Below are 14563 nucleotides of genomic sequence, written 5' to 3' on the forward strand. Positions count from 1 at the left end.
GATCGGAATATCGCGCTATACTCTTAGGCTCTGCGGTGGCTATAGCTCAGTTGGTAGAGTCCCAGATTGTGATTCTGGTTGTCGTGGGTTCGAGTCCCATTAGCCACCCCAAGACACCGCAAACGGCGACCTTTCGAGGTCGCCGTTTTTCTTTGCGCAGTTGACCGACCGGGTGTTGCTCAGCCGGCGGGTGCCTAATGTCAGGCTTTAGACAAGGCCTTGCTTGCTGGCCAGTACCGCAGCCTCGGCACGGCTGGACACATTGAGCTTCTTGTAGATGCTCTTGATGTGATCGTTCACGGTGAACCACTTGATGCCCATGAGGTTCGCGATCTCCTTGATCGTGAAGCCCTTGCTGAGATAGGTCAGTACCTCGTTTTCACGTGGCGTGAGCCGCTCCCATTCAGGAGGTGGATCCAGTGCCACCGAGCGACTGTTGGGTGCCGGCGCACTGAACGTCAGAGGACCGAAGCCCGAGTTGAGGCCCATGGGGCCACTATCACCCGTGGAGCCGGGGCGGAAATGTGAGAGCAGCCGGCGGGCGATGGCCGGAGAAAGCGGCGGTTGGCCGCGCACGATGCGCTGCAATTCCTCGACCAGCACCTCGAAGCGGTCTTCCTTAAGCAGGTAGCCGTCGGCACCGCATTGCAGCGCCGGGAAGAGATGGTCGTCGTCCGAGTAAAGCGTCGTGACGATCTTTACCGCTGACAGACCGGCAAGCTCGGTGAGGAACTCCATGCCATTGCCGTCCGGCAACTCCAGATCCACCAGGATCAGTTTGAAGCCGCCTTCAGGGCCTAGGTTGGCGTACTTGGCAACCGACCGGCGAGCGCCCTCAAGATCACCGGCCTCGGTGACTTCCATCGCATCGCTGAAACTCTCACGCACGACGCGGCAGAGGAAGCTGCGCGCCACCGGGTTGTCTTCAACGATCAGTACTTTGACGGCCATGGGGAGGAGGATTCGCTGTCGCGTCCATCCTAGCGCACGTCGGGGGCCTCAAATGCCCCGCGAAAGCAGGGCATGTGATCGTCGGTTCGGCTTTGTGGCTTGTCGGCCTCAGGTGTAGCGGAGCACCAGCTTTCCGATCACCTGCCGGCTTGCCATGCGCTCGAAGGCGGCCGGCAGCTGTTCCATGGGAAGCACCTGGTCCAGCACCGGTTTGATCTTGCCCTGGGCGTACCAGCCTGCCAGTTCACCCAGCATGGCCGCATTGTGCTTGGGCTCGCGCTTGGCGAACTCCCCCCAGAACACGCCGACCAGCGAGGCCCCCTTGAGTAGGGCCAGGTTTAGCTGCAGGTTGGGGATCTGCCCCTGGGCGAAGCCCACCACCAGGTAGCGACCACGCCAGGCAATGGAGCGGAAGGCCGGTTCGGCCAGGTCGCCGCCCACAGGGTCGTAGATCACGTCAGGTCCTCGTCCCTCGGTCAAGGTCTTCAGCTCTTCGCGCAGATTGCCGCCGCTGTAGTTGATGGTCGCATCCGCGCCCAGTTGCAAGCAGCGCTGGCATTTGTCGTCGGAGCTCGCCGCCGCGATCACGCGTGCGCCGGCTGTCTTTGCAATCTGGATCGCGGCCGTGCCCACGCCGCCGGCAGCCCCCAGGATCAGAACTGTTTCTCCTGGCTTCAGTGCGGCCCGGTCGATCAACGCGTGGTGGCTGGTGGCATAAGTGCAGATGAAAGCGGCGGCATCTTCGAAAGCAAAGCCAGGCGGTAGCGGCATCGCCAGCGCTGCCGGAATGCAGGCGTGGCTCGCAAAGCCGCCGGTCCCGGCGAATGCTGCCACCGCGTCACCTGGCTTGAATCCCTTGACCCCTTCGCCGACCGCATCGACGACGCCGGCGAACTCCGTGCCCGGGACAAAGGGCAGGGGCGGCTTCATCTGGTACTTGTTCTCGATGATCAGCAGGTCCGGGAAGTTCAAGCTGGCAGCCTTGATCGCGATGCGGATCTGGCCGGCCGCAGGCTCGGGTGTTGCCAGCTCCTTCCACTGCAGGGCAGCGACACCGGCGGGGTTCTCGCACAGCCAGGCTTTCATCGCAGCGCTCCTATTTCGGGTCTCTCGGGTGGGCGGATGATAGGCAGGCAGGGCAGGCCCAGCGGTCGCCAAGGCGACGTGCCTGCCTACAATGCCGCCATGCGAATTCTGATTGCCAACGACGACGGTTACCTGGCTCCCGGCCTACATGCGCTGGTCAAGGCCTGCGAAGGGTTGGGCGAGATCGAAGTGATCGCCCCGGAGCAGAACGCCAGCGGTACCTCCAACGCGCTGACCCTCAGCCGGCCCTTGTCGGTGTTTCGCGCCCAGAACGGCTTCCGTTACGTGAACGGCACGCCCTCGGACTGCGTCCATGTGGCCTTGACGGGCTTGCTGGACTACAAGCCAGACCTGGTGCTGTCGGGTATCAACAATGGCGCCAACATGGGTGACGACACGCTCTATTCGGGCACCGTCGCTGCGGCTACCGAAGGCTTCCTGTTCGGCATACCCTCGATTGCGTTCTCCCAGGTCGACAAGGGCTGGGGCGAACTGGACGCGGCGGCTCAACTGGCGCGTCAACTGGTCGAGCAAGTGATTGCAGACGGCCTGAAACAGGCCTTTCTGCTGAACGTCAACATTCCGAACCGTGCCGATGCCGCTTCGTTGCCTCTGCGGGTCACGCGCCTGGGCCGACGCCATGCCAGCGAGCCGGTGATCCAGCAGACCAGTCCGCGCGGCGAACCCATCTACTGGATCGGCCCGGCCGGCGATGCTCGCGAAGCCGGCGAGGGCACGGACTTTCATGCGACCAACCAGGGCATGGTCTCGATCACGCCCTTGCAGGTTGACCTCAGTGACCATGCCTCGCTGCCGACCTGGGCGGCGCGCCTGGACCGCCGCTGATGAGCGAAGGTGCGCCCAAGGGAGGCAAACGCTTCCCGCTGTCGCTGGACAAAGCGCTGCCGGCGACACGGCAGGGCGGTGCGGTTCGTGGTGAGGTGCTAAGACCCCAGCGACATCTGCAACTTGCTGCAGAGGACGCGGCCCGGCAGGCGGCGCCCAGCGGCCTGGGGCTGGACTCGGCCGGCGTGCGTCAGCGCATGGTTCAGCGGCTCAAGCAAGAAGGCCTCTCTGACGAGCGAGTGCTGCAGGCTCTGGCCCACGTACCTCGTCATCAGTTCGTCGATACGGCCCTGGCCATACAGGCCTACGAAGACACCAGCTTGCCTATCGGACATGGTCAGACGATTTCCAAGCCCTCGGTCGTCGGACGCATGCTCGAGTTGCTGTTTGCTGGCGCTGGTGCGCGTGAGCGCGGCGAACTGGGACGTGTGCTCGAGATCGGCACTGGCTGCGGCTACCAGGCGGCGGTGCTGGCTGAGCTTTCGCGCCAGGTGGTCTCCATAGAGCGGCTCAAGCCCCTTCATGACAAGGCTGTGCTCAACCTGGCGGCCCTGCGAGGCCACCGGATCCGCCTGCTCTACGGCGATGGCAAATTGGGCCATGCGCCTCAAGCGCCGTACGACAGCATCGTGGCGGCTGCGGGCGGAGAAGACGTGCCGGGCGCCTGGCTGGCGCAGCTTGCGCCGGGTGGTCGCTTGGTGGCTCCTATGGCGGCGCCAGGGGGTCGGGGCCAGGTGCTCGTGGTGGTTGATCATGTGCTGATCGGCGGGCACAGTCAGTTCCTGCGCAGCACCCAGGAGGCTGTGCAGTTCGTGCCCCTAAAATCCGGCGTCATGTAAGCGACGTCCGCTACAGAAACAAGCGGTCCCTCCTTAGCCCTGCTGAGAGCGCATGCACCAGAATTCCATTGCTTCCCCATCGATCCGCGCAGCCCTGCTGGCCATGTCTGGCCTGCTTCTGGCCGTGCTGAGCGGTTGCTCGTCGACCGTGCATCGCGCACCGGTCGAAGACAGACCGGTCTCGCAGTCAAGACCTGCCCCCGTGGCCGCCGGGCCAGTCGCTCCGGCATCGGCAGCTTCGGCGCCCGAAGCGCCCAAGCAAGGAGCGGAGAACGCGGGCAAGCCGGGCTATTACACGGTCAAACCAGGCGATGCCCTGATCCGTATTGCGATGGACTACGGGCAGAACTACCGCGACATCGCACGCTGGAACAGCATCGACAACCCTGATCGCATCGAGGTGGGTCAGGTCTTGCGTGTGATCCCGCCTGGCGCCGTGCCCGACGCTCCCGGCGTGACGACGCGTCCGGTGACGACGGCCAAGGTCGAGCGCCGTCCGTTGGAGGGCAAAGCCTCCAACGGCAAGCCTGATCCAGCGGCCCCCGCAGCGTCTGCCGCGTCAGCGGCGGCGACGCCATCGCAAGCTGTGGCCAGCAATCCCGAAGAAGACTTCGTCTGGGCCTGGCCGGCCTTCGGTCCGGTGGTCGGCGGCTTCGACGAGCCGCGCAACAAAGGCATAGACATTGGTGGCAAGGCAGGGGACCCGATCTACGCCTCTGCCGACGGACAGGTGGTGTATGCTGGCGCAGGCGGCGTTCGAGGCTACGGCAACATGATCGTCATCAAGCACGGCACCAACTATCTGACGGCCTATGCTCACAACCAGAGTCTTCTGGTCAAGGAGCAGCAGTTCGTTCGCAAGGGTCAGCGCATTGCCGAGATGGGCAATACGGAAGCAGACCAGGTCAAGCTGCATTTCGAAATCCGCAAGCAGGGCAAGCCGCTCGACCCGGCCAAGCTGCTGCCCTCTCGCTAGAGCGATGCGGCGCGCGATCACGATGGGATGCCTCGATGAAGCCCGCCGCGCCGCACCAGAACCACGCTGTCGCGCCGCCGGAACCCATTCCTGAAGGACTCGCGCGCGAACCCAACGGCGAAGACGAAGATGCCCAGTTGCTTCGCAACGGTGCGGCGACGATGGGCGACGTGGAATTGGGCAACGCGCTGCAGGCTTACTTGCGCGACATCCGTCGTACACCGCTGCTGAGCTCTCAGCAGGAATTTGAAACCGCGAGTCGCGCCCGCGCCGGTGACTTTGACGCCCGGCAGGCGATGATCAAGCACAACCTGCGGCTGGTGGTCAGCATCGCGAAGAACTACCTCGGACGCGGTCTGCCCATGAGCGACCTGATCGAGGAAGGCAACCTGGGCCTGATGCACGCCATTGGCAAGTTCGAGCCCGAGCGTGGGTTTCGCTTTTCGACCTATGCGAGCTGGTGGATACGTCAGAGCATCGAGCGCGCGCTGATGCATCAGGCGCGGCTGGTGCGCCTGCCTGTCCACATCGTCCGCGAACTCAACCATGTGCTGAAGGCTCGAAGGGCGCTTGAGGCCCTGCAGAGCCAGCGCGGCGGTGAGGGCGTGGTCCGGGCAGAAGACATCGCCACGGCCCTGGGTCGACCCATCGATGAGGTGGCCGAACTGCTGGCCTATGCCGAGCTTCCGAGCTCGCTCGATTCGCCGGTGGACCGCAATGGCGAGGGCGGTGAGTCGATGATGGACCTGGTGGCCGACGAGCAGGCCATCGATCCCATGGGCCTGCGCCTGAGTCATGAGCTGGAGGAGTTGCTGGCTCATGGCCTGGCGACCCTTAATGATCGCGAGCGTGAGGTGCTGGCCGGGCGTTACGGACTCAGCGACCGCGAGCCCGAGACGCTGGACGTGCTGGCGATTCGCCTGGGGCTGACGCGGGAGCGCATCCGCCAGATCCAGATCGAAGCGCTGGGCAAGCTCAAGCGAAACATGATGCGCCACGGCATCAATCGGGACGCGATCTTCTAGGCGGCGGGCTTTGCTTGCTGGGCCAAGCCCAAAGTCGGCCTGGCGGCCAAAGAGATAATTGCCCGCATGACTCAAAGTTTGGAATGGCTCAAGGTCGATGCGCTCGACCTGGAAGCGCAGGGCGTTGCTCGAAACAGCGAAGGCAAGGTCGTCTTCATCGAAGGTGCTCTCCCCGGTGAAGAGGTCCAGGTCCAGCAGGCCGGCCGAAAGAAGAACAACTGGGAGCAGGCCCAGATGACGGCGATGCGGCGCGAAAGCTCGCAGCGCGTTCAGCCGGGCTGCCCCCATTTCGGTCTTCATGCAGGCGCCTGTGGCGGCTGCAAGATGCAGCATCTGCATCCGGCCGGCCAGGTGGCCATCAAGCAGCGGGTACTGGAAGACAACCTCTGGCACCTGGGCAAGGTCAAGGCAGAGACGCTGCTGCGGCCTATTGAAGGCCCTGCCTGGGGCTATCGCTACCGAGCTCGCCTGTCGGTTCGCTACGTGGCCAAGAAGGGTGTGGTGCTGGTTGGCTTCCACGAGCGCAAGAGCCGCTATGTGGCAGACATGCAGGTCTGCAAGGTGCTGCCCGAGGTCGTCAGCGCAATGCTGATGCCGCTGCGCGAGCTGATCGCCTCGATGGACGAGCGTGATCGGCTGCCTCAGATCGAGCTGGCCATAGGGGAACGCAACGAAGGTCTGGTGATCGCCCTGGTGCTACGTCACCTGAACCCGCTGCCGGACACCGACAAAGAGAGGCTTCGCGCTTTCGCTGCCAAGCATGGGGTGCAGTGGTGGCTGCAGCCCAAGGGGCCGGATACGGTCCATCTGCTGGACGAAGGCGGGCCCGAACTGGCCTATCAGCTGCCCGAGTTCGGTGTGCTCATGCCCTTCAAGCCGACCGACTTCACTCAGGTCAATCACAAGATCAACACGGTGCTGGTCGGGCGCGCGCTGCGGCTGCTCGACGTGCAGCCGGGCGAGCGGGTGATCGACTGGTTCTGCGGTCTGGGTAACTTCACGCTGCCGCTGGCGACGCAGGCCCGTGAAGTCCTGGGCATCGAGGGCAGTGAGGCGCTCGTGCAGCGTTCTCGAGAGAACGCCAAGCGCAACGGGTTGGACCACAAGACCAGCTTCGTGGCCCGCAACCTGTTCGAGATGACGCCGCAGTTGCTGGCGGCTGACGGCAATGCCGACCGCTGGCTGGTCGATCCACCGCGCGAAGGCGCGTTTGCGCTGGCCAAGGCCTTGGCCGACATCCACGAGGATCCGTCGCTGGCCGCTGGCTGGATGCCGCCACGACGAATCGTCTACGTATCGTGCAACCCGGCCACGCTGGCGCGCGATGCGGGTTTGCTGGTCAACGTGGGCGGCTATCGCTGTACTTCAGCCGGTGCGGTGAACATGTTCCCGCACACGTCGCATGTTGAGAGCATTGCGGTCTTCGAGCGGGACTGAAAAGCAAAACGGGGCGCTAGGGCCCCGTTCTTCATTCCATGGGCGAGACGTTCAGTCGCGCTCGCCGCCGAAAATGCCCAGCAGCGACAGCAGGCTCTGGAACACGTTGTACAGGTCCAGGTAGATAGCCAGTGTTGCGCTGATGTAGTTGGTCTCGCCGCCATCGATCACGCGTTTGATGTCGTAGAGCATGAAGGCTGAGAAGATCGCTATGGACAGCACCATCAAGGTCAGCATCAGGGCACTGGACTGCAGGAACAGGTTGACCAGGCCGGCCACGATCATCAGCAGCACGCCGACGAACAGGAACTTGCCCATGGCCGAAAGGTCGCGCTTGACCACGGTGGCGAGCGAGGCCATGACGGCGAAGATGACGCCCGTGCCGCCGAAAGCGGTCATGATCAACGACGCGCCGTTGCGGAAGCCGAGAATCGGGATCAACAGGCGCGACAGCATCAGGCCCATGAAGAAGGTGAAGCCGAGCAGAGCGACCACGCCAGCGCCTGACTCCTTGGTGCGTTCGATCACGTACATCAGGCCGAAGGCGCCGACGAAGAACACCAGGGTGCTGATGCCCATGCCCAGGCTGGCCACGATGCCAGTGCTGACGCCCACCCAGGCGCCCAAAACGGTCGGCACCATGGACAGGGCCAGCAGCCAATAGGTGTTGCGCAGCACGCGCTGCTGCTGGGCGGCAAGGTCAGTGTCATAGCCTTGGCCGTATTGAGTTTGCAGGCTTTCGTTCATGATTCCTCCACAGGGAACTGGATGCTGAAATTCTAGGCGCACGAACAAAGCTCGCGCGCGTGGATCCGCCCGGCTAAAGTGCGCGCTTTCCCTCGGAATTCAAGAGCACCTCATGAACCAGAAACCCTATCTCAGCCTGGATGACGTCAAGCGGATCGCCGCTGCAGCCGAGGCCGAGGCTCTGGCCAACCGCTGGGCGGTGACCATTGCCATCGTCGATGATGGTGGCCATCTGCTGTGGATGCAGCGTCTGGACGGTGCCTCGCCGGCTTCGGCCCAGATTGCGCCGGCCAAGGCCCATGCTGCGGCTTTGGGGCGTCGGGAGTCCAAGGTCTACGAGGACATGATCAACCAGGGACGCGTTTCCTTCCTCAGCGCGCCCGGCTTGAACGGCCTTCTTGAAGGTGGTGTTCCTATCCTGGTCGAAGGCCATTGTGCTGGTGCCGTTGGTGTCAGTGGTGTCAAGTCCATCGAGGATGCGCAGGTCGCCCGAGCTGGTGTTGCGGCGCTCGTTTGACGAAAGTTTTACCAGGCCGCGGGGCTCGGGGATAACCCTGCTCGGATATACTCCACAGGTTTACCCGAAACCCACCGCACCCAAGCGAAACTCCCCCCGTTTCCCCTACCGGATTCAGGCTCCTCGGCCGCGCTGCGGTCGATCTCGGAGCAGAGCTGGGCGCGCGCACAATAACGGAGTTACCCGTGCTGCCCGATCTGCTCAATCATCCCCCCGCGATTCTTGCCCTGGCAGACGGCACGGTCTTCAAGGGCAGCGCCATCGGCGCCGCTGGCCACACGGTTGGCGAAGTGGTGTTCAACACCTCGCTGACCGGCTATCAGGAAATCCTCACCGACCCCAGCTACTGCAGGCAGATCGTCACGTTGACGTATCCGCACATTGGCAACTACGGCGTCAATGACGAGGACGTCGAGGCCAAGAAGATCCATGCCGCTGGCCTGATCATCAAGGAAGCACCGGTCCTTGATTCCAACTTCCGCAAGTCGCGCAGCCTGGTCCAGTACCTGAAGGACGAGGGCACGGTCGCCATCGCCGACATCGACACCCGCCGCCTGACCCGCGTGCTGCGCACGACCGGCGCACAGAACGGCTGCATCCTGGCGCTGCCGGCCGGCGAGAAGATCACCGAAGCCCACATTGCCGATGCGATTGCCAAGGCCAAGGCCGCTCCGAGCATGGCCGGCCTGGATCTGGCCAAGGTAGTAAGCCGTACCGACAGCGAACGCTGGACGCAGACCGAATGGACGCTCGGCAAAGGTTATGACGAGCAGACCGCTCCGAAGTTCCACGTCGTGGCCTACGACTTCGGCGTCAAGAGCAACATCCTGCGAATGCTGGCTTCGCGCGGCTGCAAGATCACCGTGGTGCCGGCGCAGACGCCGGCGAGCGCCGTGTTCGACCTGGAACCCGATGGCGTGTTCCTTTCCAACGGCCCCGGCGATCCGGAACCTTGCGACTACGCGATCAAGGCCGCAGCCCAGCTGATCGAATCGGGCATCCCGACCTTCGGTATCTGCCTGGGCCACCAGATCATGGCCCTGGCCAGCGGCGCCAAGACCTTCAAGATGAAGTTCGGCCACCACGGCGCCAACCATCCGGTGAAGGACCTGGACAACGGCCGCGTCTCGATCACAAGCCAGAACCACGGCTTCGCGGTCGACGCCGACTCGCTGCCCGCCAATCTGCGCCCCACGCACATCAGCCTGTTCGACGGCACGCTGCAGGGCCTGGCCCGCACTGACAAGCCCGCCTTCTGCTTCCAGGGGCACCCGGAAGCCAGCCCCGGCCCGCACGACATTTCCTACCTGTTCGACCGCTTCATCGGTCTGATGAGCAAGGCCTGAACGGGAGCACACCATGCCAAAACGTACCGACATCAAGAGCGTCCTCATCATCGGCGCCGGCCCCATCATCATCGGCCAGGCCTGCGAGTTCGACTATTCCGGCGCCCAGGCCTGCAAGGCGCTGCGCGAAGAGGGCTACCGCGTCATCCTGGTCAACAGCAACCCGGCCACGATCATGACGGACCCGGACACGGCCGACGTCACCTATATCGAGCCCATCACCTGGCAGGTGGTCGAGAAGATCATCGCCAAGGAGCGCCCGGACGCGGTGCTGCCCACCATGGGCGGCCAGACCGCGCTGAACTGCGCGCTGGACCTGCACAAGCACGGCGTGCTGGAGAAGTACAAGGTCGAGATGATCGGTGCCAATGAGCACGCGATCGAGAAGGCCGAAGACCGCCTGAAGTTCAAGGACGCGATGACCAAGATCGGACTGGGCTCGGCCCGCTCCGGCATCGCACATTCGCTGGAAGAAGCCTGGGGCGTGCAAAAGCGCATCCATGCCGATATCGGCGGCAGCGGCTTCCCGATGGTGATCCGTCCCAGCTTCACGCTGGGCGGCACAGGCGGCGGCATCGCCTACAACCCGGAAGAGTTCGAAGAGATCTGCAAGCGCGGCCTGGACCTCTCGCCGACCAACGAGCTGCTGATCGAAGAATCGCTGATCGGCTGGAAAGAGTACGAGATGGAAGTCGTGCGCGACCGCGCCGACAACTGCATCATCGTCTGTTCGATCGAGAACCTGGACCCGATGGGCATCCACACCGGTGACTCGATCACCGTGGCCCCGGCCCAGACGCTGACCGACAAGGAATACCAGCTGCTGCGCAACGCCTCGATCGCCATCCTGCGCGAAATTGGCGTGGACACCGGCGGCTCCAACGTGCAGTTCTCGATCAACCCGCGCGACGGTCGCATGGTCGTGATCGAGATGAACCCGCGCGTCTCGCGTTCCTCGGCGCTGGCCTCCAAGGCCACCGGCTTCCCTATCGCCAAGATCGCGGCCAAGCTGGCCGTGGGCTACACGCTGGACGAGCTGAAGAACGACATCACCGGCGGCGTGACCCCGGCTTCGTTCGAGCCCTCGATCGACTACGTCGTCACCAAGATCCCGCGCTTCGCCTTCGAGAAGTTCCCGATGGCCGATTCGCGTCTGACGACGCAGATGAAGTCGGTGGGCGAAGTGATGGCCATGGGCCGCAGCTTCCAGGAATCGTTCCAGAAGGCGCTGCGCGGCCTGGAGACCGGCATCGACGGCCTGACCGAGCGCTCCAGCGACCGCGAGGAAATCATCCAGGAAATCGGCGAGCCCGGCCCCGAGCGCATCCTTTTCCTGGCCGACGCCTTCCGCATCGGCATGAGCCTCGAAGAAGTGTTCGAGGAGACGGCCGTGGACCCCTGGTTCCTGGCCCAGATCGAACAGCTGGTGAAGATCGAGAAGTCGCTGGTCGGCCGCACGCTGGCGAGCCTCTCGACCGAAGAGCTGCGCCTCCTGAAGCAGAAGGGCTTCTCGGACAAGCGCCTGGCCAAGCTCCTGGGCACGAACCAGCACGAGATCCGCAATGCACGCTGGGCCCAGGGCGTGCGCCCGGTCTACAAGCGCGTGGACACCTGCGCCGCCGAGTTCGCCACCGAGACGGCCTATATGTATTCCACGTATGACGAGGAATGCGAAGCCGAGCCAACGAACAAGAAGAAGATCATGGTGCTGGGCGGCGGCCCGAACCGCATCGGCCAGGGCATCGAGTTCGACTACTGCTGCGTCCACGCCGCTCTCGCCATGCGCGAAGACGGCTACGAGACCATCATGGTCAACTGCAACCCCGAAACCGTGTCGACCGACTACGACACCAGCGACCGCCTCTACTTCGAGCCGGTGACGCTGGAAGATGTGCTCGAGATCGTTGACAAGGAAAAGCCGGTCGGCGTGATCGTGCAGTACGGTGGCCAGACGCCGCTCAAGCTCGCGCTGGACCTGGAGCGCGCTGGTGTGCCCATCATCGGCACCAGCCCTGACTCCATTGACATGGCCGAAGACCGCGAGCGCTTCCAGAAGCTCTTGCATGAGCTGGGTCTGAAGCAGCCGCCGAACCGGACGGCGCGCACGGAAGAGCAGGCCGTGTCCCTGGCCAACGAAATCGGCTATCCGCTGGTCGTGCGCCCGAGCTATGTGCTGGGCGGCCGCGCGATGGAAATCGTGCACGGCGACAAGGACCTGGAGCGCTATATGCGCGAAGCCGTGCGCGTCTCCGAGAAGTCTCCAGTGCTGCTGGACCGCTTCCTGGAAGACGCCGTTGAAGTCGACGCCGACTGCATCAGCGACGGGACCGACGTGATGATCGGCGGCATCATGGAGCACATCGAGGCGGCCGGCATCCACTCCGGCGACTCGGCTTGCTCGCTGCCGCCGTACACATTGGCTGCGGACATCCAGGACGAGTTGCGCCGCCAGACGGCCGCCATGGCCAAGGCCCTGAAGGTCGTCGGCCTGATGAATGTGCAGTTCGCCATCCAGGGCGACGTGACCAAGGGCTTGTCGGCCTGCACCGTCTACGTGCTGGAAGTGAACCCGCGGGCCTCGCGGACCGTGCCTTTCGTTTCCAAGGCCACCGGCCAGCAACTGGCCAAGATCGCCGCGCGCTGCATGGCTGGCGTCAAGCTGAAGGACCAGAAGGATCGCAAGGGTGAAGTGCCGCGCGAGGTCGTGCCGCCGTACTACAGCGTCAAGGAAGCCGTCTTCCCGTTCAACAAGTTCCCTGGCGTGGACCCGATCCTGAGCCCGGAAATGCGTTCGACCGGCGAGGTGATGGGTGCCGGCCGCACCTTCGGCGAAGCGATGCTGAAGAGCCAGCTGGGCGCCGGTTCGCGCCTGCCGCGCCAGGGCAATGTGCTGATCACGGTGAAGAACGCCGACAAGGCCCGCGCCATCAAGGTGGCCAAGGACCTGCACGCGCTGGGCTTCGGCATCGTGGCTACCCGTGGCACCGCGGCAGCCATCCAGGAAGCCGGCGTGCCGGCCCAGTTCGTCAACAAGATCAAGGACGGCCGGCCGCACATCGTCGACATGATCAAGGGCGGCGAAATCCAGCTGGTGTTCACCACCGTGGACGAAACCCGCACTGCGATCGCCGATAGTCGCTACATCCGCCAGGCCGCCCTGGCCAACCGCATCACCTACTACACGACCATGGCCGGTTGTGAGGCGGCGGTGGAAGGCATGAAGCACCAGGAGGGGCTGTTGGTGCAATCCCTGCAGGAACTGCACGCCGAACTCGCCTAAAATCCAGGCCTACACGATTCCGCCGCAGCAGCCTGGGGGCCTCCCGGGCCGCAGCGGCGGATTCATTTTGTGATTCAAGGTTTCTAGACTCATGGCCACGATCCCATTGACCAAGCGCGGCGCTGAAAAGCTCAAGGAAGAACTGCAACGACTGAAGTCGGTCGAACGCCATGCCGTGATCCAGGCCATCGCAGAAGCCCGCGCCCAGGGCGACTTGTCCGAGAACGCCGAATACGAGGCGGCGAAGGACAAGCAAGGCTTTATCGAAGGCCGCATCCTCGAGATCGAAAGCAAGCTGGCGGCCGCCCAGGTCATCGACCCGTCGGCTGTCGACGCCGGCGGCAAGGTGGTGTTCGGCACCACGGTCGATCTTGAAGAAGAAGCCAGCGGCAACGAGGTGACCTACCAGATCGTCGGCGACGACGAGGCCGACCTGAAGCTGGGCCTGATCTCGATCAGCTCGCCGATCGCCCGCGCCCTGATCGGCAAGGAAGCCGGCGACGTGGCCGAGGTGCAGGCGCCCGGCGGCGTCAAGCGCTACGAAATCGTCGAAGTCCGCTACGTCTGACGTGGACACACTGGCCCGAGCCCGATTCTTGCTGGCCGCCCTCTGGGGCGGCTTTCTCTTGTGCGTCGCCACCACGGCCGCGCCCATAGCTTTTGCGGTGCTGGAGCGGGCCCAGGCCGGCAAGTATGTCGGGGGCTTGTTCGAGCTGGATGCCCAGGTCTCGCTGGCGGCGGGTCTGTTGCTGGTGATGATGGAACGTCGCCTGCAGCGCGATCAGGGCGGCCAGGTCATGAGTGTTGGACTGCTGCTCCCGCTGCTAGCGCTCTTCTGCACTGCTGCCGGGTTCTATGGGGTGCAACCCGCCATGGAGGCGGCTCGAGTGGGGCAGGGCAGCTTGTCTTTCGGTGCCCTGCACGCCATTTCGAGCGGTTTCTTTGTGATCAAGCTGCTCGCCGTGCTGTTGCTGGCCTGGCGCGCCGGTGGTGCGCCCAAGGCCTGAGCGGGCGGGCTGCTGCCGGCTCAGTTGTTCTGGCTGGATTTCTTGGTACTGGTCATCTTGCGCTTGGCGCGCTTGATTTCGCCACCCTGGGCGACGCGCTGGTTGCCCAGCACCTGGACCTTCTTGATCTGCGGGCGGTTGTTGCCGCTCTTGGAGAACTTGACGATCTTGACTTCCCTGGGGCCCGGCCGGGCGTCTTCACGTTCGGCCTTGACCTTCTCGGGCATCGGGCGCCACAGCACCAGCAATTTGCCAATGTGCTGGATTGGGGCCGCGTCGAGCTGGTCGGCCAGCGCGGCAAGGATGGACTCGCGGTTCTCGCGGTCGTCGGACAGTACGCGCACCTTGATCAGGCCATGGGCCTTCAGGGCGGCGTCGGTTTCCTTGACGACGGCGGGCGTCAGGCCGTCCCCGCCTATCATCACGACCGGGTCGAGATGGTGGGCGTCGGCACGTCTTTCCTTGCGCTGGGCAGGGGTCAATTGAATCGCAGGCATTCGCGCATT

Annotated in this window: 14 protein-coding genes and 1 tRNA gene; 11 read left to right on the forward strand and 4 right to left on the reverse strand. The window is 64.0% G+C overall.

Translation table 11 applies throughout. From position 1 onward, the window contains the following. Positions 1–35 precede the first annotated feature (35 nt). Positions 36–111: transfer RNA gene (locus QT382_RS01870), tRNA-His, on the forward strand. A gap of 96 nt (positions 112–207) precedes the next feature. Here QT382_RS01870 and QT382_RS01875 read toward each other — a convergent pair. Together QT382_RS01875 and QT382_RS01880 are read right to left on the reverse strand one after the other, a co-directional pair. Beyond that, a complete protein-coding gene (locus tag QT382_RS01875) occupies positions 208–951 on the reverse strand; it encodes a LuxR C-terminal-related transcriptional regulator (protein ID WP_289252348.1) in 744 nt (247 codons plus the stop codon). A gap of 108 nt (positions 952–1059) precedes the next feature. Then, positions 1060–2037, reverse strand: a complete 978-nt coding sequence (locus QT382_RS01880) for an NADPH:quinone oxidoreductase family protein (protein WP_289252349.1) — start codon at positions 2035–2037, stop codon at positions 1060–1062. Between the two features lie 99 nt (positions 2038–2136). On the opposite strand from QT382_RS01880, the gene surE reads away from it, so the two are divergent. From surE to rlmD, 5 genes are all read left to right on the forward strand, one after another. Beyond that, positions 2137–2883 carry a 5'/3'-nucleotidase SurE gene (gene surE / locus QT382_RS01885; protein ID WP_289252350.1) on the forward strand — a complete coding sequence of 249 codons (747 nt, stop codon included), beginning with the start codon at positions 2137–2139 and terminating at the stop codon, positions 2881–2883. Beyond that, positions 2883–3722: a protein-L-isoaspartate(D-aspartate) O-methyltransferase gene (locus tag QT382_RS01890; RefSeq protein WP_289252351.1), complete on the forward strand. Its 840-nt coding sequence runs from the start codon at positions 2883–2885 to the stop codon at positions 3720–3722. Before surE ends, QT382_RS01890 begins: the two co-directional genes overlap by 1 nt. 52 nt (positions 3723–3774) lie before the next feature. After that, positions 3775–4698, forward strand: a complete 924-nt coding sequence (locus tag QT382_RS01895; protein WP_289252352.1) for a peptidoglycan DD-metalloendopeptidase family protein — start codon at positions 3775–3777, stop codon at positions 4696–4698. A 35-nt stretch (positions 4699–4733) separates the two neighbouring features. Then, entirely contained in the window at positions 4734–5723 is a 990-nt protein-coding gene (gene rpoS, locus QT382_RS01900; protein ID WP_502929806.1) for an RNA polymerase sigma factor RpoS, read from the forward strand. A gap of 66 nt (positions 5724–5789) precedes the next feature. Continuing rightward, positions 5790–7160: a 23S rRNA (uracil(1939)-C(5))-methyltransferase RlmD gene (gene rlmD / locus QT382_RS01905; protein WP_289252353.1), complete on the forward strand. Its 1371-nt coding sequence runs from the start codon at positions 5790–5792 to the stop codon at positions 7158–7160. A 51-nt stretch (positions 7161–7211) separates the two neighbouring features. Here rlmD and QT382_RS01910 read toward each other — a convergent pair whose 3' ends face one another. Then, the gene (locus QT382_RS01910; RefSeq protein ID WP_289252354.1) at positions 7212–7907 is read right to left on the reverse strand and encodes a Bax inhibitor-1 family protein; all 696 of its coding nucleotides are present in this window, start codon (positions 7905–7907) and stop codon (positions 7212–7214) included. A 112-nt stretch (positions 7908–8019) separates the two neighbouring features. Between QT382_RS01910 and QT382_RS01915 the strand changes: the two genes are divergently transcribed. The 5 genes from QT382_RS01915 to QT382_RS01935 all read left to right on the forward strand — a co-directional run bounded on the left by QT382_RS01915 (position 8020) and on the right by QT382_RS01935 (position 14057). Then, positions 8020–8424, forward strand: coding sequence for a GlcG/HbpS family heme-binding protein (locus QT382_RS01915; RefSeq protein ID WP_289252355.1), 405 nt, complete (start codon positions 8020–8022; stop codon positions 8422–8424). A 185-nt stretch (positions 8425–8609) separates the two neighbouring features. Further along, entirely contained in the window at positions 8610–9770 is a 1161-nt protein-coding gene (carA, locus tag QT382_RS01920) for a glutamine-hydrolyzing carbamoyl-phosphate synthase small subunit (protein ID WP_289252356.1), read from the forward strand. 13 nt (positions 9771–9783) lie between these two features. Next, the gene (gene carB, locus QT382_RS01925) at positions 9784–13050 is read left to right on the forward strand and encodes a carbamoyl-phosphate synthase large subunit (protein ID WP_289252357.1); all 3267 of its coding nucleotides are present in this window, start codon (positions 9784–9786) and stop codon (positions 13048–13050) included. 91 nt (positions 13051–13141) lie between these two features. Next, complete coding sequence (greA, locus tag QT382_RS01930) at positions 13142–13618, forward strand: transcription elongation factor GreA (protein ID WP_289252358.1); 477 nt, start codon at positions 13142–13144, stop codon at positions 13616–13618. A gap of 28 nt (positions 13619–13646) precedes the next feature. Next, positions 13647–14057: a DUF4149 domain-containing protein gene (locus tag QT382_RS01935; RefSeq protein ID WP_353957249.1), complete on the forward strand. Its 411-nt coding sequence runs from the start codon at positions 13647–13649 to the stop codon at positions 14055–14057. Positions 14058–14077: 20 nt separating this feature from the next. Here QT382_RS01935 and yhbY read toward each other — a convergent pair whose 3' ends face one another. Continuing rightward, on the reverse strand, positions 14078–14554 hold the full coding sequence (yhbY, locus tag QT382_RS01940) for a ribosome assembly RNA-binding protein YhbY (RefSeq protein ID WP_289252359.1): 477 nt from the start codon (positions 14552–14554) through the stop codon (positions 14078–14080). Between the last annotated feature and the right edge of the window lie 9 nt (positions 14555–14563).

The sequence above is a fragment of the Pelomonas sp. SE-A7 genome, assembly GCF_030345705.1.
In the GTDB taxonomy this organism is placed as follows: Bacteria; Pseudomonadota; Gammaproteobacteria; order Burkholderiales; family Burkholderiaceae_C; genus JAUASW01.

Excerpts from the sequence above, each read along its gene's own strand:
- QT382_RS01875 (WP_289252348.1), bottom strand. The coding sequence starts at position 951 with ATGGCCGTCAAAGTACTGATCGTTGAAGACAACCCGGTGGCGCGCAGC.
- QT382_RS01880 (WP_289252349.1), bottom strand. The coding sequence starts at position 2,037 with ATGAAAGCCTGGCTGTGCGAGAACCCCGCCGGTGTCGCTGCCCTGCAG.
- surE (WP_289252350.1), top strand. The coding sequence starts at position 2,137 with ATGCGAATTCTGATTGCCAACGACGACGGTTACCTGGCTCCCGGCCTA.
- QT382_RS01890 (WP_289252351.1), top strand. The coding sequence starts at position 2,883 with ATGAGCGAAGGTGCGCCCAAGGGAGGCAAACGCTTCCCGCTGTCGCTG.
- QT382_RS01895 (WP_289252352.1), top strand. The coding sequence starts at position 3,775 with ATGCACCAGAATTCCATTGCTTCCCCATCGATCCGCGCAGCCCTGCTG.
- rpoS (WP_502929806.1), top strand. The coding sequence starts at position 4,734 with ATGAAGCCCGCCGCGCCGCACCAGAACCACGCTGTCGCGCCGCCGGAA.
- rlmD (WP_289252353.1), top strand. The coding sequence starts at position 5,790 with ATGACTCAAAGTTTGGAATGGCTCAAGGTCGATGCGCTCGACCTGGAA.
- QT382_RS01910 (WP_289252354.1), bottom strand. The coding sequence starts at position 7,907 with ATGAACGAAAGCCTGCAAACTCAATACGGCCAAGGCTATGACACTGAC.
- QT382_RS01915 (WP_289252355.1), top strand. The coding sequence starts at position 8,020 with ATGAACCAGAAACCCTATCTCAGCCTGGATGACGTCAAGCGGATCGCC.
- carB (WP_289252357.1), top strand. The coding sequence starts at position 9,784 with ATGCCAAAACGTACCGACATCAAGAGCGTCCTCATCATCGGCGCCGGC.
- greA (WP_289252358.1), top strand. The coding sequence starts at position 13,142 with ATGGCCACGATCCCATTGACCAAGCGCGGCGCTGAAAAGCTCAAGGAA.
- yhbY (WP_289252359.1), bottom strand. The coding sequence starts at position 14,554 with ATGCCTGCGATTCAATTGACCCCTGCCCAGCGCAAGGAAAGACGTGCC.